The organism is Pseudoalteromonas galatheae (genome assembly GCF_005886105.2).
In the GTDB taxonomy this organism is placed as follows: domain Bacteria; phylum Pseudomonadota; class Gammaproteobacteria; order Enterobacterales; family Alteromonadaceae; genus Pseudoalteromonas; species Pseudoalteromonas galatheae.
In genome coordinates this window covers 557,186-578,575 of sequence record NZ_PNCO02000002.1, presented here as the reverse complement: position 1 = coordinate 578,575, position 21,390 = coordinate 557,186, and the positions used below count along the sequence as shown (strand labels likewise).

General features: G+C 43.1%; 17 protein-coding genes. 11 read left to right on the top strand and 6 right to left on the bottom strand.

The window, feature by feature from the left end; translation table 11 throughout:
• Positions 1-25 precede the first annotated feature (25 nt).
• Complete coding sequence (locus CWC29_RS20490; protein ID WP_138524091.1) at positions 26-394, top strand: VOC family protein; 369 nt, start codon at positions 26-28, stop codon at positions 392-394.
• A 359-nt stretch (positions 395-753) separates the two neighbouring features.
• Positions 754-1,269, top strand: a complete 516-nt coding sequence (locus CWC29_RS20485) for a GNAT family N-acetyltransferase (RefSeq protein WP_138524089.1) — start codon at positions 754-756, stop codon at positions 1,267-1,269.
• An 892-nt stretch (positions 1,270-2,161) separates the two neighbouring features.
• Here the strand turns inward: CWC29_RS20485 and CWC29_RS20480 are convergent.
• Entirely contained in the window at positions 2,162-2,374 is a 213-nt protein-coding gene (locus tag CWC29_RS20480) for a cold-shock protein (protein WP_138524087.1), read from the bottom strand.
• Positions 2,375-4,245: 1,871 nt separating this feature from the next.
• Here CWC29_RS20480 and CWC29_RS20475 point away from each other — a divergent pair.
• Positions 4,246-5,202: a glycerophosphodiester phosphodiesterase family protein gene (locus CWC29_RS20475; protein WP_128726069.1), complete on the top strand. Its 957-nt coding sequence runs from the start codon at positions 4,246-4,248 to the stop codon at positions 5,200-5,202.
• A gap of 55 nt (positions 5,203-5,257) precedes the next feature.
• On the top strand, positions 5,258-5,689 hold the full coding sequence (locus tag CWC29_RS20470) for a hypothetical protein (protein WP_138524085.1): 432 nt from the start codon (positions 5,258-5,260) through the stop codon (positions 5,687-5,689).
• A gap of 201 nt (positions 5,690-5,890) precedes the next feature.
• Here the strand turns inward: CWC29_RS20470 and CWC29_RS20465 are convergent, their stop codons facing one another.
• The 3 genes from CWC29_RS20465 to CWC29_RS20455 form a co-directional block, all read right to left on the bottom strand.
• A complete protein-coding gene (locus CWC29_RS20465; protein WP_128726071.1) occupies positions 5,891-6,406 on the bottom strand; it encodes a cupin domain-containing protein in 516 nt (171 codons plus the stop codon).
• A gap of 598 nt (positions 6,407-7,004) precedes the next feature.
• Complete coding sequence (locus CWC29_RS20460) at positions 7,005-9,230, bottom strand: sensor domain-containing protein (RefSeq protein ID WP_235956701.1); 2,226 nt, start codon at positions 9,228-9,230, stop codon at positions 7,005-7,007.
• A gap of 534 nt (positions 9,231-9,764) precedes the next feature.
• On the bottom strand, positions 9,765-10,109 hold the full coding sequence (locus CWC29_RS20455) for a VOC family protein (RefSeq protein ID WP_138524015.1): 345 nt from the start codon (positions 10,107-10,109) through the stop codon (positions 9,765-9,767).
• Between the two features lie 483 nt (positions 10,110-10,592).
• On the opposite strand from CWC29_RS20455, the gene CWC29_RS20450 reads away from it, so the two are divergent.
• Genes CWC29_RS20450 through CWC29_RS20435 form a run of 4 tightly spaced genes read left to right on the top strand, consistent with a single transcriptional unit; the run spans position 10,593 to position 14,518 of the window.
• Positions 10,593-12,389: a glycoside hydrolase family 3 protein gene (locus CWC29_RS20450; RefSeq protein WP_138524013.1), complete on the top strand. Its 1,797-nt coding sequence runs from the start codon at positions 10,593-10,595 to the stop codon at positions 12,387-12,389.
• Positions 12,390-12,401: 12 nt separating this feature from the next.
• The gene (locus CWC29_RS20445) at positions 12,402-13,202 is read left to right on the top strand and encodes a D-glutamate cyclase family protein (RefSeq protein ID WP_128726074.1); all 801 of its coding nucleotides are present in this window, start codon (positions 12,402-12,404) and stop codon (positions 13,200-13,202) included.
• A 9-nt stretch (positions 13,203-13,211) separates the two neighbouring features.
• A complete protein-coding gene (locus tag CWC29_RS20440) occupies positions 13,212-13,940 on the top strand; it encodes a 5-oxoprolinase subunit PxpA (protein ID WP_138524011.1) in 729 nt (242 codons plus the stop codon).
• A gap of 47 nt (positions 13,941-13,987) precedes the next feature.
• Positions 13,988-14,518 (top strand): GNAT family N-acetyltransferase, encoded by a 531-nt coding sequence (locus CWC29_RS20435; RefSeq protein ID WP_138524009.1) that lies wholly within the window; start codon positions 13,988-13,990, stop codon positions 14,516-14,518.
• Between the two features lie 318 nt (positions 14,519-14,836).
• Here the strand turns inward: CWC29_RS20435 and CWC29_RS20430 are convergent, their stop codons facing one another.
• Entirely contained in the window at positions 14,837-15,250 is a 414-nt protein-coding gene (locus CWC29_RS20430; protein WP_138524007.1) for a VOC family protein, read from the bottom strand.
• A 170-nt stretch (positions 15,251-15,420) separates the two neighbouring features.
• Between CWC29_RS20430 and CWC29_RS20425 the strand changes: the two genes are divergently transcribed.
• From CWC29_RS20425 to katG, 3 genes are all read left to right on the top strand, one after another.
• Entirely contained in the window at positions 15,421-17,439 is a 2,019-nt protein-coding gene (locus tag CWC29_RS20425) for a S9 family peptidase (RefSeq protein WP_138524005.1), read from the top strand.
• A gap of 88 nt (positions 17,440-17,527) precedes the next feature.
• The gene (locus CWC29_RS20420) at positions 17,528-18,301 is read left to right on the top strand and encodes a class I SAM-dependent methyltransferase (protein ID WP_138524003.1); all 774 of its coding nucleotides are present in this window, start codon (positions 17,528-17,530) and stop codon (positions 18,299-18,301) included.
• A 283-nt stretch (positions 18,302-18,584) separates the two neighbouring features.
• Positions 18,585-20,807 carry a catalase/peroxidase HPI gene (katG, locus tag CWC29_RS20415; protein ID WP_167815460.1) on the top strand — a complete coding sequence of 741 codons (2,223 nt, stop codon included), beginning with the start codon at positions 18,585-18,587 and terminating at the stop codon, positions 20,805-20,807.
• Between the two features lie 30 nt (positions 20,808-20,837).
• On the opposite strand, the gene CWC29_RS20410 is transcribed toward katG, so the two are convergent.
• Entirely contained in the window at positions 20,838-21,290 is a 453-nt protein-coding gene (locus tag CWC29_RS20410; protein WP_128726080.1) for a hypothetical protein, read from the bottom strand.
• Positions 21,291-21,390 lie beyond the last annotated feature (100 nt).

The window sequence follows — 21,390 nt, the reverse complement described above, 5'->3', positions numbered from 1 at the left end:
TTAAATAAAAAATAAGGACAACGACATGCATAGCTTCGCATCAATTTTTGAAATTCCAGCAACCGACTTAACCCGCGCCGTAAAGTTCTACAGCCGCATTTTTGCGGTCTCCATTGAAACCATAGATATGCCTGAAATGACAATGGCACTCTTCCCGTATGAAGGGCAATCTACCATAGGTGTGATTGTTCAAGGCGAAGGTTACACTCCTTCCAGCACTGGCGTCACTCTGTATTTAAACGCGGGTGAAGACTTACAGCAAGTGCTATCAAAAGTAGAAGAAAGCGGTGGGAAAATACTGACCCCCAAAACCCCACATGCTGACGAAAGCGGTTTTTTCGCGTTATTTTTAGATACAGAAGGCAATCGCTTGGGTCTGCACTCACCAAAGTGAACATAAGGATAAATTATCCGAAAATCTGTGCTTAAATTTCTGTGAAAATTATCACGGGTGTCGTAGATATCCCCGCATAAGCGCCATTGAGCACCTCGGGGGGCGAGATGATTTTCACTGTGGCCACGTGCTGTGGTGACGAGATTGTATGTTGTCATTTCCATCTCGCCAGATTGTACGACATAAAATACCTATTAATATGAATCCATAATTCACAGCAGAATAATAACGGTGACATTTAGAGTAGATGATTGAATCAACTAAAGAACTCGGCTAAGGTTGGCACAACAATGGAAAATATATTGAAAACGAGTAACTCTACAGACTCGTGATGATTTTTAGCGAAACAGGAAGGTGAGATGTCAACTTCATTTGAGACTTCAAGATTAGTCATAGCAGAAGTTGAAGATGATTTCTCTTCTTCGGCTCGCACATCACTACTTGAGCAAATCCCTAAGATACTTACTCCTTCAGTAGTCCAGAGCCTTCCTCCTTATTTTCATGACATCAACTCTATCCAAGCAGCTGAAATCTGGATCGAGAGAATGTTATCGGATAGCCGTTTACTTCAAGTAAGGTCAGAAACTCAGGAGCTAATTGGGTTTTTATTCGTATATGTAGAAAATGAACGAGAAGCTCATATCGGATATTTAATAGCTGAAAAGTACTGGGGGAAAGGGCTCGCAACTGAATTACTTAAAGGCTTCATCGAAGCGGCCTTATTGTCAGAGTCTTGGGTGAAACTCATTGGGGGTGTGGATAGTTCAAATACAGCATCGTCTAATTTACTAAAAAAATTAGGCTTTGAAGAGCAAATAGGTGGCGACAGCAACGTCCTTTTCTTTGAATATACGCTCCACAGACCACCACCATAACAAGAAACTATAGCGTCAGTAACTATTCATATGAACTGACATCTCAGACAAAGCTTGATGAGTTGTTAAAACAAGTAACCCCATTTAGCTCAAAACATATTAAAAATATATTAAATCGGTCCGATTATGATGCTTTGAACGGTCATCTAGCAGAATTCAGGGATTTTGCGAACAAATATACGGATAGAGTCTGCGTATTAATTCAATTCAGTTAAGATAGTCACTGACTTTTCTATATTAGCTTTTGGTTCATTCCTTGAACTTTGCAATCAGAAAAGCAAATTTAAAGCGGGGTTAAAGGCGGTTACATGCCTTGTTTTTTTACTTTAATGCTGGAGTTTATGCAGTCTTAAGGCTGCCTACTGATGAAACGTTCAGCACGCGCAAAGAGCTTGTCACACTTATCTTTCTGCTCGCTATATTCGACTGAATCTTCCGCAAGAGTATCAAGCACTTCTTTTGCTTGACGATATTCACCTACCACTTATTCAAGTTTACCTTCAAAATCCTCTTTCCGTGTTTTTTTACCACTTTGTCTTCTTGGTCTAGCCATAACTCACTTCTCTTTAAATCAAAGTCTCAATAATTTTCTTCGCTCTCGTTCAGACAGAGTATCTTCGATTTTTCTTCTTACAACGTGAATATTATTTGACTTACTTTTATCAAGAGCCACATCTTCGCCATTCTTTTTTTCAACTGTTTTTTCAATTTAAAACCCTACCTCTCAAAACAAAATAATATGAACGAGAAACGCATAAAACTCCCTATTGATGTGAGTTAAAGCGCACAGCAATTAAATGGAGTTTTATGAAATTATGGTGTTAATATTGAAATGGACTTTTACTTTGAGAGATGGATATTGACTGGAAGCCCTCTCCAGTCAATTCGCTACTTATACCAAAGTAACGTTAGCAGCATTTGGACCTTTAGCCCCTTGCTCAACATCAAAAGCTACTTTTTGACCTTCATTCAGTGTTTTAAAACCTTCGCTTACAATTGATTTAAAGTGAACAAAAACATCTGGACTACCATTTTCAGGTGTAATAAAGCCAAAACCTTTTAACTCATTAAACCATTTTGCTGAACCTAAAATCTTGTTAGACATATATACCTCGATATATTAAAAAATATTAGTTACTAAGTATGTAATAAAGGAAAAAATATCGCAGAACATATATGACAAACTGGTTCGAAAGGAAACTGAGAAGAACTTGAACTAAATTTTACATTAATAGGTAACTTATTGAGCCACCTACTATAAACGAAATATAACTAATAGATATAATTTTTTATTTTATTTTTTTAATAAAATCAACAGCAAAACCCTTAGCATTACACTTCGACTATAGGTACTTACTACTACCTCACTCAAATACTGGCTCATCCGTCCTGAACGCTTCTCTTCTTTAAAGTCACACTGGTTAGACGATATTAAACGAAGTTATCTGTTAAGCAGCGGGTGTCGTGGATATCGCCGGCTTTGAGCATGTTTGTTCCTCGGGATACAAGGTGGGTTTCGCCGCTTGCTTATTGTGATGGGTGTCAGTTATTTTCCTTTGTAACCCTTGCAAACGGCTTCACCGTAAAAATCGTAGAAGATCTTACAAGCAACGTATTCCCCCTCCATCACACCCGAAAAACATAAGCCGATATGCAATGTGCCGACAGGATGTCGGCTAAGTCTTGTCTGGCATCATGGACGTGCCTTACAAGACGGTTGCACAATATCGGCTTAGGGTTTGAGGATTGAGTGTGATGCTGGGGCGAAGTTTTCTTGGTTCGCTCGATCGCGTCGTTTAAAAAGAATGAACAAGAAGCGCAAGGATTCGCTTTGATATCAGCCAAGGAGGGGATTTCTCCAATAACTCGAGAGTATGTGTAAAGTCAGCCTGTCCTCCTGACAGGTTTCGACGCCCGTCCATGGGCTACGACTTACTTTTCTTTGATGCCCAAAGAATCGTTGCGCAAAAGAAAGGGCACTCCCGACATCACACTGACTCCTCAAGTAAATCGCCAATATGAACGTCACCGCTGTGTAAGGGCCATCCTTGGCCCTGTCACCGCTTTTCACGCATCCATGCGTTGAAATGACTCATTGGCACTTTACTTTCGGGTGTGATGAGGGAGGAAAACGGTGCTAAGAGCTTTTTTGGTGCTTGCAGGCAAATTTGCTGCTTTTGAGAGAAAAGCTAGCACTCGCAGTCAATACTAATTCTCCTTAACTACACCAGAAGAGCATAACTTCTCGGCGGGTGAACCGCCTCCCACAAAACGATTTAGGCTGTTAATTAGGAGTTCACACCGATCGTTTTTGTGGTGCTTATAAGCTAATCATCTACTTTACTGGATAAAACCAGAACTAACAGACAGCGCAATTCCCCCCCATCACACCCGAAAAGCATAAGTCGATATGCAATTTGCCGACAGGATGTCGGCCAAGTCTTATCTGGCATCATGGACGAGCCTTACAAGACGGTTGCACTATATCAGCTTAAGATTTGAGGATTGAGTGTGATGCTGGGGCGACGTTTTCTTGGTTCGCTCGATCGCGTCGTTTAAAAAGAGTGCACGAGAAGCGCTTGGATGCGCTTTGATATCAGCCAAGGAGGGGATGCTTGATTAGGGCTGCTTTATAAAATCAAGTAGTTAGCCTACTTAATTGTACAGGCTAGCGACCTCTGCACACGTAAAAATATAATTGCTTATTAAGGAAAGTTTAGGTGTAATGAATACATAGCAAGCGCTGAGCAATGCAGGGAAAGCTTACATAAAACTAGCTAAACTGATTACACTAGCTAGGAAGGTGAGAACCTCCAACAAGCCTGTTTTTTCCAAGTAAGCCCTAGCATAAACAACACCAACTCTGACACACCGAGCAGGTAGCGGCTCAGTCCAACCAGTGATTATGCAGCACAAACAGCATGTAGCATAAATACTAAAATATTAGCTTTCATCGACCAAGGATTCAGGTAATAAATGTTTATAAAAATAGTTAAGACATTTTTGGTTTCTCTGTCTTGCATAATTACTCTAGGAGTTTTTAATGCTTATGTGTTCGTTCCTGACCTACAGCGACATGGCGAGATCGTGGCCTATCGAGGAGGCGGAAGCGCAGTTAATTATGAAAAATTAAAAAAAACTGGCTGTACCTCCCTTTCAATAAACGCATCAAGGGTCAATTCAGTTGAGAATACACTAGAAGCTGTGGCTTCTTCCGTTGCAGCCGGAGCTAACGTAATTCATCTAAATGTTCACAGAACACGTGATGATCAACTGGTTGTTTTTCATGACTGGACGTTAGATTGTGCTACAAACGGGTCTGGGCCGGTACATAAAACATCGTTTGAGCAGTTGAAAAGTATTGATGCAGGATATGGATATACGTTTGATGATGGTGCGACTTTCCCATTTAGAGGAAAAGGTTTTAGGATTTCCAAGTTAGAGGCGTTTTACGAACGGTATCCAAAGCATGAGTTTTGGCTAAACCTAAAGAATAACGACATACGCTCATTCGAAACTCTATATGAGTATCTAGCTGGAAAAAAATCTAACCATATTGTAATTACCTCTTCAAAAGGTATGGAGTGGTTTCGAAACAAGGATTCGTCTTTACGGTTAGCAAGCGTTGGTAGTGTAAAGAGTTGCGGAATAGATTATCTTTTAGTTGGATGGGCGGGATTAATTCCTGAGTCCTGTAGGAACACCATTCTTTTTATACCTCCCTCGATGACAAAGTTTTTTTGGGGCTATCCTGAGCGCCTCGCATCAAGGTTACAGAGCTATGGCTCGGATGTTTATCTTTGGTCTCGACATGAATCGATCACCCAACCCTACGATGACGTTGTCGCATCGGGTATTGGAGTGATCACTAGTGATCTTAAATTTATTCGTGCAACACAAGCTAACAAACGCGTCAATCTGGGCGCTCGCTAGCTCGCGCCATTACGCGGGCGTTATGGCTTACAACCAGATTTATAGGTAACTAAATATGAAGCACATATTTCCAACATTACTATTGCTGTTTCCATTTCTTGTTTCAGCGGAAATTTATAAGTGTATACAACCAGACGGAAAACTTGGTTTCTATGATAAACCATGCACTGCAGGGGCAGCCGAAGAAAGAATTACACTCAAGTCCAAGAGCATTGATTGGGTAAGTCGACTTCGATCTGAAAAATCATCATCAATACAGATAATTGATGTACTTCGAAAGGACGGAGATGTAACTATTAAGTACGAATTTACGACAAAGTCAGCTTCTAATGAATTCGTAAGGTTGGCAAATAATGTTAGCAATATGCCTGTCGTGTTAATGAAGTACATTAAGCCTAAAGAGGGTAATCTAGGCCGTGCTGAAATTAAAGCATCAAACAAACCGAATTCACTATTTGATAAAATGAAACGTGCTAATAAACAGTAAAAGCCATAACAAGGCGCTGTTGTCGCCGCGTTGCGGCTGGGACCTCCGTTCCGTCGCTTCGCTCCTACACTCTGGCCCCAAAAAATGAGTTAGATCGACCGCCTGTTCCTCGCTCTTAGCAGCCATAGCCCCTTCAAAGCGGCTTGATTAGATGTAAACGACGGCGATTAAACCAACTATCGCCTTGAGTTTTGCAAACCACTACACCGCTCTCAGATACTGAATCATCCGACCTGAACGCTTCTCTTCTTTAAAGTCACAACTGGTTAAACGATATTGAACGAAGTTATCTGTTAAGCATCGGGTGTCGTGGATATCGCCGGGTAGAAACACTCGGCAATCGCCGGCTTTGAGCGTGTCTGTTCCTCGGGATACGAGATGGGTTTCGCCGCTTGCTGTAGTAACGGGTTTGTAAGTTGTCATTTCCATTTCGCCAGATTGCACGGCATAAAATACCCAACCTGCGCCATGATCATGAGGTGGGCGGTACGTGCCCTTTTCTTCGGCATGAACTAGCAGCATAAAACCATATTCAGGGTCTTGGTAGAGTGTTTTTGATGCCAACCTTTCACGCATAATGCTCTCAAGCCAAGGCTCGTGCGGTGGAGACTGAGTAAGCTCACTGAGTAACTCACGTACTGCTACTGTGGTGCTTGAATTTAGCCCGCTCCAGTTGGCTTTTATATCATTGACGATTTTATCTAAGCTATTTTGCATTACCTCTACCTCTTACCGTTTGTTCACTATCATTCGTTTAAGAGGAGCATACAACTTCAAGTTAACTTTAAGTCAAGAAATAGAATTGCTCGGATAATAACGATTTCGCTTAAAACTGATAACTTAGCGAGAGTTCGCTGGCGCGACCAAGAGATAGCCGCGAGAATACGTCGTGATACACCGTGAGCGGGAGTGGATCAAACTCGGTTTGGAATAACGCACTACTGATAGCAAGCACAATAAGGTGGTTTGATATACCAGTTGTATTAAGTAAATGATCTATCTTGAAGCGGGGAAATAGCTTTAGTAGCACCGCTCTCGCGTCCTGCTACCGCTAAGGTACCTATATCCATATAGGCAAGGCAAAAATTTTGCTATTTAGTTGTTCTAAATGAGAAATTTTTAACGAAGCTAATATGCTATTTCACCCTTCAAATTGATTAGAGAATTAATTCAATTGGTATTATAACAAGGTGTGTTGTTGCTCATGGCATTCCCTTCTCTTTTGTTGTTGCCAGAGCAAGTGAGTTGAGCTTTGTACACCTATAAACGAAAGAAGGGAAAGTTTTAGCAATATTTTTAGATAAATTAATCAGTGCTAGTTTTGACCTAATCTGCGCCTATCTACGCTCATGTGGGTACTGAGAATAGGGGTTATCTCGGACTCTGTGGCGGGAGCAAAAAGGTGGTTGCCTTGGATAAGGTGGCAACCGTTGAGGTTAAGAGACTTGGCTTGCAACGCGCTTTCAACACCTACCGCTACACATTCTACGTCCAAGCTCTTTGCCATCTGTACAATCAATTTTGCAATATCATTTTGTGAGGCAACTGACTGAGGGGTAGCAAGGAAAGCAGGTGGAATTTTAATAGTTTCAAACGTGAGCCTTTGTAGGTACAACATGCTGGTATGCCCAACACCAAAATGATCAATTGAAATCCGCACGCCTGACTGCTCCAGTTCTGCCATCACCTCAGGTGCTTTATCAAGTAATTCTATCAGATCAACTTCTTTGATTTCTATTTCAATTTGCCTAGGTGACAGCTGGTGCTGTACAGCTTGATCCATAAAGTTTTTTATTACTGTTTTATTGGTAAGCTCAGTAAGCGAAAGGTTGAAACTAACCACAAGGTTATCGTATTCACAAAACCATCTCTTCATTGCATGGAAAGCCTGTGCTCTGAGTTGCTGCCCAATTTCTACTATCAGGTCGCCATCACATGCCGTTTCAAAAAAGTCTTTAGGTTCCAATATTTGTTGGTCTTGTTGCCACCTTACAAGTACTTCAAGTTTCTTAATCTTACGCGTGTGTGCGTCAACAATAGGCTGGAAATAAGGAATAAACTCTCTATTTTCTAACCCCTGAATGATCCGACTTTCTTGCAACAAACGCTGCTCTGACTCATGGTCTAAACGCGCGTTATAAAACTGAAACTCCGTTTGTGTGGCTTTTTTAGCTCGATACATTGCAGTATCAGCATGTTTTAACAAAGCTTCAGTGTTGTCACCGTCGTCGGGGTAAATTGCAACGCCTGCACTCACCGTGACTTTAAGGCTAACTTGCCGTAAACAATATTGTCCGTTAACGCTGTTCAAGACCTTACTCACCACCTTACGTACATATTTTTTATCTCGGATACCATCAATGAGTAACACAAATTCATCGCCCCCCATTCTAGCAACGGTGTCACACCCTCGAATTTGCTGAGTTAGTCGGCTTGCAATCTCTTTGAGTAATAAGTCGCCGTGATCGTGCCCCAGTGAGTCGTTGATTTTTTTGAACTTGTTGACGTCAATAAAGACCAACGCAAATTGATGACTCATGCGTTTAGCTCGTTTACAAGCCTGCACTAAACGGTCATGCAGCAATAAGCGATTGGGTAACCCGGTTAATGCATCGTGATGGGCAAGGTGATTCATTTTTTTCGCCATTAATCTCGACTCAGTAACGTCTTGAAAAACCATTACAGTGCCAAGGTAGCTACCATCTTTAGCAATAATAGGAGAAAAGGAGTCTTGAATTGCAAAGGTAAGACCGAGGTGATTGGTAATTGAAGTGAGTTCAGGCAAACAAATAGTATGACCTTGCTTTAGGCAAAGTTCAGGGAATTTATTAATCGAAGCTTTGGTCTCTTCATGATACATAGACATAACGTCATCAAATCGCCGCCCGACCACTTCTTCATTTAACATCGCGAGAATGGCTTCTGTGACCGGATTAATATAAGTGATAACACCATTTACATCTGTACAGATCACGCCATCACCAATAGAGCTCAACGTCACTTCAAGCAATTCTTTTTCTTCTTCCAATGCCTGAGCGAGACGATTTTCTCTATTGCTAGTATTAAAATAACAGAGATATCCCGTAACGGTATCAGCGACTTTTAGTGGTAAAGTAACTGGGCTAATAACTTTACCACTGTGAACAACCGTGCAGTTGCCATAGCTTTGTGTAACAAGCGCGTCGAACTTGCTCGTTGCCACGCTCTTCCCTTCACTGTTGACACTACCGTTCACGGTGATTAATTCCTCAATTTTTAATCCAAATACGTTGCTGCCAACACCCAGTATGGATTGCATTTGGTCATTAGCTTGTAGGATAACGCCATCACTATCTAACACCATTTGTGGCACGGTAGAACCATCATCAACGTTGATTTTTATAGGATCTTGAGCTTGCCACCAAAGCAGTGCTACAAACAAAAAAGCTAAAGTGCTGATGATGATAAAAGTCACGGGTGACAGCAAAAATAGGCCCAATTTATCGGCCATAAGCATGGTTAAGGAGAGTAAAGTACCAACAACTAAGAATGTCCGTCTCATTGCCTAATCAAACCTAAGTATGGTGATGATGCGTCTAGTGGTGTTTTTTAAATAACAACCCTTATCACCAGTACTACTGCCCTAAACCTAGACCGGTTAAATTGATCTGTAGGTTGATTACGTGGTAAGCAGGTATCAAACACAAAGAAGTTTAGCATCAGTGTTTAATAACTATTGTTCACAATAGCAACGAATTCAAGTTTTTATCTAATCTGAAAACGAAAGATGATTGCAGTAAAACCTCTGCGTTTACGTGTGCTGTAAAGGGCCTTTACAACACGCAGTTTGGTTATTTAAGCTGGGATTTGAATAAGGAATGTATCAACTAATTATTTTTAAACTCATGTTGAATTATTTCCTTACCTTGCCAGAGAGTTTTGTGGTTAACGCAGCTTCTGCGCCCCGCTCTCGCTAAGGTACCTATTTCCTATAGGTAAGGAGAACTACTCACCAATAGCTGGCTATTGGGAGTGAATTCAATGCAGATAGCGCTATAGCTGGCTGCTAGAAAGGCATTAATTATCGAAACTTAGGTTATTTAGACCATACCGCAAACTCATTGCCGCTCGGCTCAATAAAGTGAAAGCGACGACCGCCAGGAAATTCAAATATAGTCTTGCTTATCTCTCCGCCCGCTTGCTCTACTTTGCTTTGCACGGCTTCCAACTCGTCGCTGTACAACACCACGAGAACTCCACCTTGCGCTTGTTTAGAAGACACATCGGCTCGGAAAAAGCCGCCGTCCAGGCCTGAATTTGCAAACGCAATATAATCAGGCCCGTAAGATTCAAATTGCCAATCAAACACCCGCTCGAAGAAAGCTTGTGTTGCTACTAAGTCTTTTGCTGCTAATTCTACATAGTTTATATGGTTGTTCATTTTTTATTCCCTTTAAAATCTGTGTTTAATTTATGCTGTTATCGCCTAGGGCATGTTGACCTTTGCTGTTTGATTTTTGTTCTTCTGAGTGTGTTTTGGTCGCGACGCTCGACTTGCCGCCTAGTAATCTAGGCAAAAGTTGAGCAACAATGAACAAAGCGCACTCAGATGAACCCAAAGGGCAGCGCTTGATTAGCATTCCTACTGTGTTACCCCACAAGGATGTGGGGTAAGGTGACTTTGCAGGAGCACAAAGTCTTTATCGCCAGACTTACATAGAATGACTATGCTACGCTGGCTCTCCCTTGTATAAATACCAATCAAACTGCTGCAAAAACAAACTTGAAAGATCAACAGGCCCTAATAGAAAGCACTTTGTAGTCGCTTCTAAATCAATGTTAAAGTGTAGACAATTTTATTCAGCGTTTATTATTGATTGTGCGATTATTATCTCTGCTCACTACTTTAGGAACTATCACATTCATGAGTTTCATCACTTCAGCTCACGCAACAGCAGCACAAGTGCCACTGACCACTTCGCAAATGCTTGGACAAAAGCTTATGCTCGATTTTCGCTATTACTGCGGTGAAAGCAAAAAGCCAAGTGGAGATTGTAGAGCAGCGATGACAACTTTACCGCCTGAACTGTCCGAGTTGATCAGTAAATACGACATCGGCGGCGCTATTTTGTTTGCCGAAAATGTGCAAAACACAGCGCAAATAGTCAGTCTAACCAATGCGTTACAAAGTGCAGCACAACAAAGTAAAAGTCAACTTCCTTTATTTATTGCCATCGACCAAGAAGGTGGCCGTGTTGCCCGAATTAATCGTGAACAAGCAACGTCGTTTACCGGCAATATGAGTATTGGAGCAACCTATCCAAAACAGGGCGATACTTACGCAACCAAAGTGGCAAGCGCAATTGGAAAGGAGCTAAATAGCTTAGGGATCAACGTAAACTTCGCCCCAACGGTAGATGTGAACAGCAACCCGAACAATCCGGTGATCAATGTGCGTTCATTCTCGGAAAATCCGAAAGTGGTCGCCGAATTAGGTCTAGCTCAGGTAAAAGCATTTGAGGCCGCAGGTGTACTTTCTGCGCTAAAGCATTTTCCTGGCCACGGTGATACACATGTTGATAGCCACACGGGACTACCTCGTGTTGATCACGACCGCGACAAAATTAACCAGCAAGATTTATTGCCCTTTGCCGAGATAATCAAAACATCACCTCCTGGCATGGTAATGACCGCCCATATTCAATATCCGGCGCTCGACAGCAGTAAAGTTGTTAACTCTCAAGGTGAGAGCATGATAAGGCCCGCGACTATGTCTTATCAGATCATGACACAACTACTAAGACACGAATTGGGATACCAAGGCGTGACCGTCACCGATGCGCTAGATATGGCTGGGATCAGCGACTTTTTTAATCCAGTCGATGCAACCATTGAAACGTTTAACGCTGGCGTGGATATCGCGCTAATGCCTATTGCTATTCGCAATCGTGCAGACATCAAACGCTTTGAACAATATATGGCAGAGCTAACCGCAGCGCTTGATACCAATAAACTAAACCAAGAGCAACTTAACAGTTCTATGGCGCGTATCGCCAAGCTCAAGACAAAGCTGCCACAATCAAGCGCTTCTTTGGCCATTGCCAATTCAACACTGGGTAATCCAAGCCATCGTCGCTTAGAAGCAGAACTTGCACTAGCGGCTATTACTGAAGTAAAAAACGATGGTGTATTGCCGCTCAGAGATAACGCACAAGTTGTTCACCTTATCATGCCAGATAGGCAAAAATGTTTTGCACTTGAGCAAGCATTACAAACATACAGTAAAAACTCGCTCACACTTTCTTGTACAAGCCTACAAGCCTACGACCCAGACATTGCACATGATGCAATTAAACAGGCCGATGTGATAATCGCCGCACATGCATCGCCACCGCAAAGCGCGGTTGAAATTGGCGGCATGGACGATGTGAAAAAGTTACGAGAGCATGGTGTGGCGCGTAATGTGCAACCAGAGGCGCTGAAAGCATTACTGCAATACGGTCAAAAACTGGGTAAAAAGCAGCTATTTATCAGCCTAAGAGCACCATACGAAATTAGTACCTTTGGACCTCTTAGTAACGCAGTATTAGCAAGTTATGCTTATAATGTAGACGTAAATCGTGATAAAAAAGTAACTGGGCCTGCCTATACGGCGCTGGCCAAAGTGATTTTAGGAATAGCGAAAGCGGAAGGTTCACTGCCTGTTACAGTAAACCACTAATTGGAGGAATCTATGGATCCCAGTGCTTCTTTAAGTGCACCACATGCAATAAGAAAAATGATCAAGGATGGTGATTATACGGGCCCTACTAAAGGGTTCGTGCCTGGGTTCACACAATGTAATGTGATTATTTTGCCACAAAGCGAAGCATATTCATTCTTCCGTTTTTGTGAGAGTAATCAATCCGTTTGCAAGCTGATTATTCCGCCCAGCGAGCCGGGTAATTTCAACTTTGACACTTTGGGGAAAGATATAGACATACGCTACCACCTCCCCAAGTATCAGATTTTAAAACATGGCCAGCTCGCCCAAGAATGCCATAACATAGAAGAGCACTGGCGCGACGATTTAGTTACCTTTGCTTTTGCCAGTTATCTTTCTTTTGATAACTTGCTCGCGCAGTATGGAATAAATCCACCATCGGCGAACCCAACCACACCTTTACCACTCTACATCAGCAACTTGCCTTGCAACTCAGTAGATAAATACGAGGCAAATCAAATACTGGCGATGCGCCCATTAACAAAGCAAAATCTTATTAGTGCCATTCAAGCGGCAACACTAAGCCGACTTCCCTATGCGTTGCCACTTCATTTTGGTGAGCCTAGTGAGGTTGGGATCAAAGATCTTAGCAAACCTAATTTTGGCGAGCCATTGACTTGTAAAGAGGGACAGCTTCCGGTTTTTTGGGGCTCCAGCCTGACAGCTCAGTTAGCCATAGCAAAAGCGGCACCTGAGTTCTGTATTATGAATAGTCCACACCATTTATTGGTGACAGATAAACAAGATTTAGAGCTTGCAGTAACGAAGTAGGAAATAAGCATGTTATTAAATTGCGACTTGGGTGAGAGCTTTGGCGCCTGGAAAATGGGGTTAGACGAACATGTAATGCCACATATCGACATGGCTAATGTCGCTTGCGGTTTTCACGCAGGAGATCCTGATGTACTCGCGCAAACACTACAGCTGCTCAACACGCATCGAGTAACGCTTGGCGCACATCCAAGTTATCCAGACCGCCAAGGGTTTGGCCGCCGCTCAATGCAGCTTTCTGAGCAAGAAATCACCAACGCTTTACATTACCAAATTGCCGCAATTGAAGGGATGGCAAAGGTGCAAGGCTTGACGCTAAGCTATGTGAAACCACACGGTGCACTTTATAACGATATGATGAAGTCACAAACGTTATTAAGCTGTGTTATCAAGGCCATCTCACGCTACCCAAGTGAGCTTAAGTTGATGGTACTAGCAACTGCGCAACAAGCAAACCACCAACAACTCGCCGACCACCATAATGTATCACTGATTTTTGAAGCCTTTGCCGATAGACTCTACACCGATGAAGGCTTACTTACTCCCCGCTCTGAACCGGGCGCAGTGCATGATAAGTCAGCGCTACTTGCACAAGTTAAGCAATTACACCAGCAAGGTAGTGTTACAACTGCAAGTGGGAAGTCACTTTCCTTACGCGCCGACACCTTATGCGTTCATGGTGACAATGAGGCGAGCATTGCCTTAATTGAAGAAATAAGAAACGTGATAAATCAATAATTTGTGATAGTCTGGCCGTACATGCTTAATAAGCGAAAGGACTTTACATGCAGCTCACAACAGAAAGACTTACCTTAAGACCTATACTTAATACAGATTGGCCGCTTTGGGTAGAACTTCATCAACATCCAGATGTCATGCGTTTTGTCGGTGAGATTACCAATGAAGCTACGCTGCGTGAAAAGTTTAACCGTGGTTTAAGCGCTGGACTTGGGCAGTGGCACAAAGAAGATAACACTTGGCTCACCTTAGTAATTGAAGAAACGGCCACAGCGACCCCAATCGGGCTACACGGATTTTTAAGTATGTGGACACCGTTTCAACAGGCCGAGTTAGGTTTTATGCTTTCCCCCGAATTTCAAGGAAAGGGTTACGCCTTTGAAGCTTCTAGAGCCGTCATTGATTTTGCCTTGCGCGAATGTAATTACCACAAGCTCATCGCCACCGTTACCCAAGGAAATCATGCCTCTCACCATTTACTCAAGAAACTAGGATTTGAGCTCGAAGGCACGCTAAAACATAACTTCCAAATTAACGGCGAGTGGGTAAATGACGAGAAGTTTGGGTTGCTAAAGTAACCTGAGCTTCGGATAATTAATGACTTTCTAGCAGCCAGTTTTAGCGCTAACTGCGTTGAATTCACTTCCAATAGCCAGCTATTGGTGCGTAAATTTGCCTAGTTATCCCTAAAACTCTCTGGCTAGATAAGAAGATAGTTTAAGGTGATTAAAAAACAATGAGTTAGCTCATTCCTTATCCAAACCTCAGGTTAAGTAATCACAGAGCTATGCTCACCAAATGAGGGCGGATCATTTGTTTTTAAAAACGCTAGATCTCCCTCATTCTAACCACTCGCTATAACTATAACATGGGCAATACTCACGCTTCTTAGCAAGTTAATCACTATTGCGCTCAGAAGACAGATCACTCATATATTCCACAAACTCAATTTCATATCCCGCAGGATCAATAAAGTAAACGTTTTTTCGGTATGGATGCTGCGCTCCGACTTTATCGACTGTGTAACCCGCTTCGGTTAGCCGATTAACAACACGCTCGACACTTTGAACCACATAGGCGAAATGTGCCAAGCCGACTTGGTGACCCTCGAGTGCTCTGTTTTGGCCCTCACCGTGGTCGCTAAGCGCAATATAATGATAGTCATCTCCAAAATGCAGCCATGTTCGTGCTTTGCCGTACCACTCTCCTTGCCCTTTGCTTCTAACTTTCCAATGAGGAAATGCGGCGCGATAAAAGTGGAGCATCTCTTCTAGGTCGCTAACTACCAAATTTACGTGTTCTAAGTACATACATATCATCCTCTTCTTTGTAAATTCCGCTAACTGGAGGCAACGATAAAACCGCAAGTTAAGTTGAGGTAAAGCACTTTTTTATGGATTTTTAATTTGTTCACCGCAAAGAGTTGATTAAGCTGCAATATGGCGCATAGTGGAAATGATAATTAGAAACAGGATGAGTCATGAAATACTTTCTAGCAGGCGTCGCGATTGCAAGCTCAGCTTGCGCTGTGCAAGCCGCACCTCTTGAGCCAACCGATATATTTAATCTTGAATATGCTAATCAAATTGACATCACCAATGACGGTGACAAAGTCTTCTTCGTGCGAAATCGCATGGATATCAAAAGTGATAGAAAAGTCGGTAATATCTGGTCTGTAGACCTTGCTACCAATGCAATGCAGCCAGTTACCTCTGGATTACACATGGATTATTCTCCTGTGCTGTCGCCTAGTAATGATCGCATCGCTTTTATTTCTACTCGCGACGGTAGCAGCCAAATTTATGTGAAATGGTTGGCAACTGGAGCCATTGCCAAAATCAGTAATTTAGCTCACGGACCATCGGGACTACATTGGTCTCCAGATGGTAAAAGCCTATACTTTAGCCAGTTTGTTCCCAGCCAAAAAGCTCCACCGGTATCTGTTGCAGGGAAGCCCAAAGGAGCTGAATGGGCAAAACCACCCGTATTTATCGATGAGGTATATTATCGCGCCGACGGTGCTGGTTACACCGAACCGGGCTTTAATCATATTTTCAAAATTGATGCCAACGGTGGCAATGCAAAACAGTTAACCTCAGGCAACTTTGATCATGGCGGTGAACTGAGTTTTGCTGATGACGCAAAGGCACTGTATTTTTCGGCTAATCGCCACAAGGATAACCAATTAAACCCAACCAACAGCGAAGTCTATAAGCTAGACCTAAACTCGCTTGAAATCACAGCGGTAACTGACCGAGTAGGCCCAGATACTCACCCAGAGGTGTCACCTAATGGCCGCTATCTGGCTTACCTTGGTTATGATGATAAAAAAACCAATTACGAGAATAGCCTACTCTATATCAAAGATCTCAAATCAGGCGAAACCAAAACCTATGCAGCCGATTTAGATAGAAGCCTTGCCTCTGTCACTTGGGCCGCCAACAGCCGTGGCGTCTATGTAAGTTACGACAGTGAAGGGAAAACCACACTTGGCTATCAGCCGTTAAAAGGGCGTTTTGAGCAGATAACGGATGCCATTGGTAGTGTGAGTTTTGGTCGCCCCTATTCAGGTGGTGACTATGCCATCAGTGACCGCGGATTAGTGGCTTTTACACTCGCAGATACCCAGCGCCCTGCCGATGTCGCAATTGTAAAACGCGGCGAGCCAAGACCAATTACAAAGCTTAACGAAGATGCCCTTGGCGATAAAACACTGGCAAAAGTTGAAGAAGTTTGGCTAAAGTCGAAGCACGATCAACTGCCAATTCAAGCTTGGGTCGCCTACCCTCCCGGGTTCGATAAATCTAAAAAGTACCCGCTGGTACTTGAGATCCACGGTGGCCCAGTCGCAAACTACGGCCCACATTTTAGCGCCGAGGTACAACTTTTTGCCGCCCAAGGCAGCGTAGTGCTTTACATGAATCCACGAGGTAGCGACTCCTACGGCAAAGAGTTTGCTCAAACAATCCACCACAACTACCCAAGCCATGATTTTGACGACCTAATGACAGGTGTGGATCATCTGATCGGCGAGGGCTATATAGACAAAGACCGCTTGTTTGTTACTGGCGGTTCAGGTGGCGGCGTACTCACCGCGTGGACGGTCGGTCACACGGATAGATTCGCAGCAGCAGTCGTAGCAAAGCCGGTGATAAACTGGTATAGCTTTGTGTTAACTGCAGATTTCTATCCATTTTTTGCGGACTACTGGTTCCCAGGAAAACCATGGGAGCATATGGAACATTATATGAAACGCTCTCCTATCAGCTATGTCGGTAATGTAAAAACCCCAACCATGCTACTGACAGGTGAAGCGGATTATCGTACGCCAATCTCAGAAACTGAGCAGTATTATCAAGCGCTTAAGCTACAGGGTGTAGAAACAGCTATGGTCAGAATTCCAGATGCCTCACACGGAATCACCAAAAGACCATCCAACCTACTAAACAAAGTGGCTTATATTCAGTGGTGGTTCGACAAACACGACCCGAAGAAATAAACGGGATCCCAACCAAGCCGGGGCAGTCTTGCCTCGGTTTATTTACTCGTTATTATTAAAGCAAATCCACAAAAATAGGGAATGCAATATGGATTATGTCTCTCTCAATCGTGCAGCATGGGAAGAACGAGCCAAGGCACATTTTGACTCTGAGTTTTATGACGTCGATCGCTTTTTACAAGGTACCTCTTCACTCAATCCCATTGAATGTGAGCTACTGGGTGATGTATCAGGCAAGAGTCTGCTTCACCTACAATGTCACTTCGGCTTAGATAGCCTGTCATTCGCAAGACTGGGGGCTAAGGTGACTGGCGTTGATTTTTCGACAGAAGCCATTACCCGAGCAAATACATTGGCCCAACAAACTGGGCTTGACGCCTGCTTTATCTGTCAGGACATCACGCAATTTGGGCTTGAGAATAGCACACAATTCGACATTGTCTTTGCATCCTATGGCACCATCTGCTGGTTGCAAGATTTATCTCAATGGGCTGCTACTATTGCCCGCGCATTGAAACCCGGCGGTCAGTTTTGTCTCGTGGAGTTTCACCCAAGTATTGACCTTCATTTGGGCTACCCTTACTTCCCACAAACTCAGCCGGATATTAGCGAAGAATCAACCTATACCGAGAACCACCAAGATACCAAACAAACCATTGCGACTTGGCCGCACTCAATCGCCGAAGTGATGCAGTCATTAATGCAAGCAGGTCTTACAATCACTCACTTTGATGAGCACCCTTACAGTCCATATAACTGCTTTAAAGGTTTGGAGGCGGTGTCCGGACACGGTTTTCAGTTATTGAGTAAAGGGCATCAAGTACCATTGCTATTTTCAATATTAGCGAATAAAGCGGAGTAGGACTCACTACTCCACCATATATTTTTCCATACCCAATACAATTACGAGAATTTTTACAAAAGTTTTGTGTTTTAAGTTGATTGTTGCAAAATACTAAATTCAAGTTTTACTTCAAAAATATTCTCGCGATAAAAAACAAATATAACACTTTGATAAAATAGATTTTTTATCGATTTATTTTTCCGAACACACCAATTTGTTTTTCTGGATTTTCTCTTTTTAATTTGTGAACTAAAGTTTAACACGCAGTTTGAGACACACTTTAATTACGAGGGAAAACCCCATGAATAGAAAATCTAGAACGATGTTGTCTGCCGTCGCGCTCGCAGTAACAACAACGCTATCAGCCCAGAGCTTTGCTGCAATGAGTGAAGCAAAAACTAATCAATTTTGGTGGCCAGAACAACTAAACCTAAGCCCATTAAGACAACACAGCCCAGAGTCCAATCCTTACGGCGCAAACTTTGATTATGCCGCTGAATTTAGCAAACTAGATCTTAAGCAAGTCAAAAAAGACATCGAGCAAACACTCACCGATTCACAAGACTGGTGGCCTGCTGACTGGGGTCATTATGGTCCATTTATGATCCGTATGGCATGGCATAGTGCCGGAGTTTATCGTGTACACGATGGCCGTGGTGGCTCTGCAGGTGGTCAACAACGTTTCGATCCGTTAAACAGCTGGCCAGATAACGCAAACCTAGATAAAGCAAGACGATTATTGTGGCCGATTAAACAAAAGTACGGTCGTAGCCTATCGTGGGCAGACTTAATGGTCTTAGCAGGCAATGTTGCACTTGAGTCAATGGGCTTTAAGACCTTTGGTTTCGCAGGTGGCCGTCAGGACGATTGGGAACCTGATTTAGTTTATTGGGGGCCAGAAGATGCTTTCCTAAAAGACGAGCGTCGTGACAAAAAAGGTAAGCTAAAAGGTCCATTAGCAGCTGTAGAAATGGGACTTATTTATGTCAACCCTGAAGGTCCACACGGTAAACCAGATCCACTACTTGCCGCAAAAGATATTCGCATGTCATTTGGCCGTATGGCAATGAACGACGAAGAAGTGGTCGCACTTATCGCGGGTGGTCACACCTTTGGTAAAGCACATGGCGCGAAAAAGCCATCTGATTGTGTGGGTAAAGAACCAGCCGCTGCAGCAATTGAAGCGCAAGGCCTAGGCTGGAAAAATAAATGCGGCTCGGGTAAAGGTGCAGACACCACAACAAGTGGTTTAGAAGGGGCTTGGACGGTCACACCAACTCAGTGGTCAACCAATTATCTCGACAACCTAATGAACTTCAATTGGGTAATGACCAAAAGTCCAGCTGGTGCGACCCAGTGGATCCCAGATAACAAAGCTGCGGCAAACCTAGTACCAGACGCCCACATTGAAGGTAAACGCCACGCACCAATAATGTTCACCACGGATTTGGCATTAAAATTTGACCCTGAATATCGTAAGGTTATTGAACGCTTCCGCAAAGATCCAAAGCAATATGAGTTGGCGTTCGCGAAGGCTTGGTTCAAGTTGACTCACCGTGATATGGGTCCAAGAGCCCGTTATGTAGGTTCAGAAGTACCAAGCGAAGTACTGACTTGGCAAGATCCAATTCCAAAAGCGGATTACAAGATGATTGATAACAAGGACATAAGCGCCCTGAAAAAATCAATCTTGAACTCAGGTCTAACAAAACAAGAACTGATCAGAACGGCATGGTCGGCAGCATCTAGCCACCGAGTTACTGATATGCGTGGTGGTGCAAACGGTGGCCGTTTACGCCTTGAGCCTCAGGTAAGTTGGGAGGTAAACAACCCTGACGAGGTCAACAAAGTGCTAGCTACATTGACGGATATTCAAACCCGCTTTAATAAGCGTGCTGGCAAAAAAGCAGTCTCTATTGCCGACTTGATTGTGTTAGGTGGTTCTGCAGCAGTTGAAAAAGCCGCAAACGACGCAGGCTACAAAGTAAATGTAGCGTTTAAGCCGGGCCGTACCGATGCCTCACAAGCACAAACGGACGTCTTATCATTTAGCTATCTGGAGCCAAAGGCAGACGCGTTCCGTAACTATTACAGTGATGAAGCGTTTATGTCTCCAACTGAAATGTTAGTAGACAAAGCCAATATGCTGGACTTATCTGTACCTGAGATGACGGTACTATTAGGTGGCCTACGTAGCTTAGACGCAAACTACAAAGGCGCAGAGCACGGTGTATTTACTGACAAACCTGGTCAATTGAGCAACGACTTCTTTGTTAACCTGCTAGATATGTCGACTAAATGGTCAAAAGTAGAAGGGCAAGAAGGCTTATACGAAGGCCGTGACCGCAAAACTGGAGAGATAAAATGGACGGCAACCCCGGTTGATTTAATCTTTGGTTCTAACTCTGAACTTCGCGCAATTACCGAAGTCTATGCATCGGACGATGCCAAACAGAAGTTTGTAGACGATTTTATCGCCGCTTGGGTGAAGGTAATGCAACTAGACCGCTTTGACTTAAAATAAACCAATGAAGTACAGCAAACAGGGCCTAGTTTAGGCCCTGTTTTTTGGTTGTATGGCTTGGTTCTGCTTTGGTATTTTGGCAAAGCAAAACCGAGATACGAAGTTATCCGTCACCACATCGCTTTGCGCTTTATCGCTACTGTTATAGAGGTGCAATTGATTATCTTCGACGAAATAAAATCCCAGTTGATTTAATCGTGTCGCCCATCGATATCCCGATGCTAAATCACACTTTATATAAACACTTAACTCTCGATATTGCATTTGCTGATCACCGCCCCATAGCAACTGATAAGGCACATTTGCGCGCTGTAAAGCCCCTTGCCAAAATCGTGATAAGCGTTGATTTTTATCTTCACAGAGTACCTTTCCATGTGGATTCCACAGACTTAAGACTGCGCCCCGAGAATCAAAGCCGATTTGCTGTAATGGTTGAAAATATACTTGTAAATAAAGCTGCCACAGGTTTGGTTCAATTTTCATGTTTTACTGCTTGTTTGATTGTATTTACCAGTTGCCAAGATGGGCTCATGGCTGAAAGTTTGGCTGCTCCATGTAACCGGCCTGTAAATCTTATCAATAA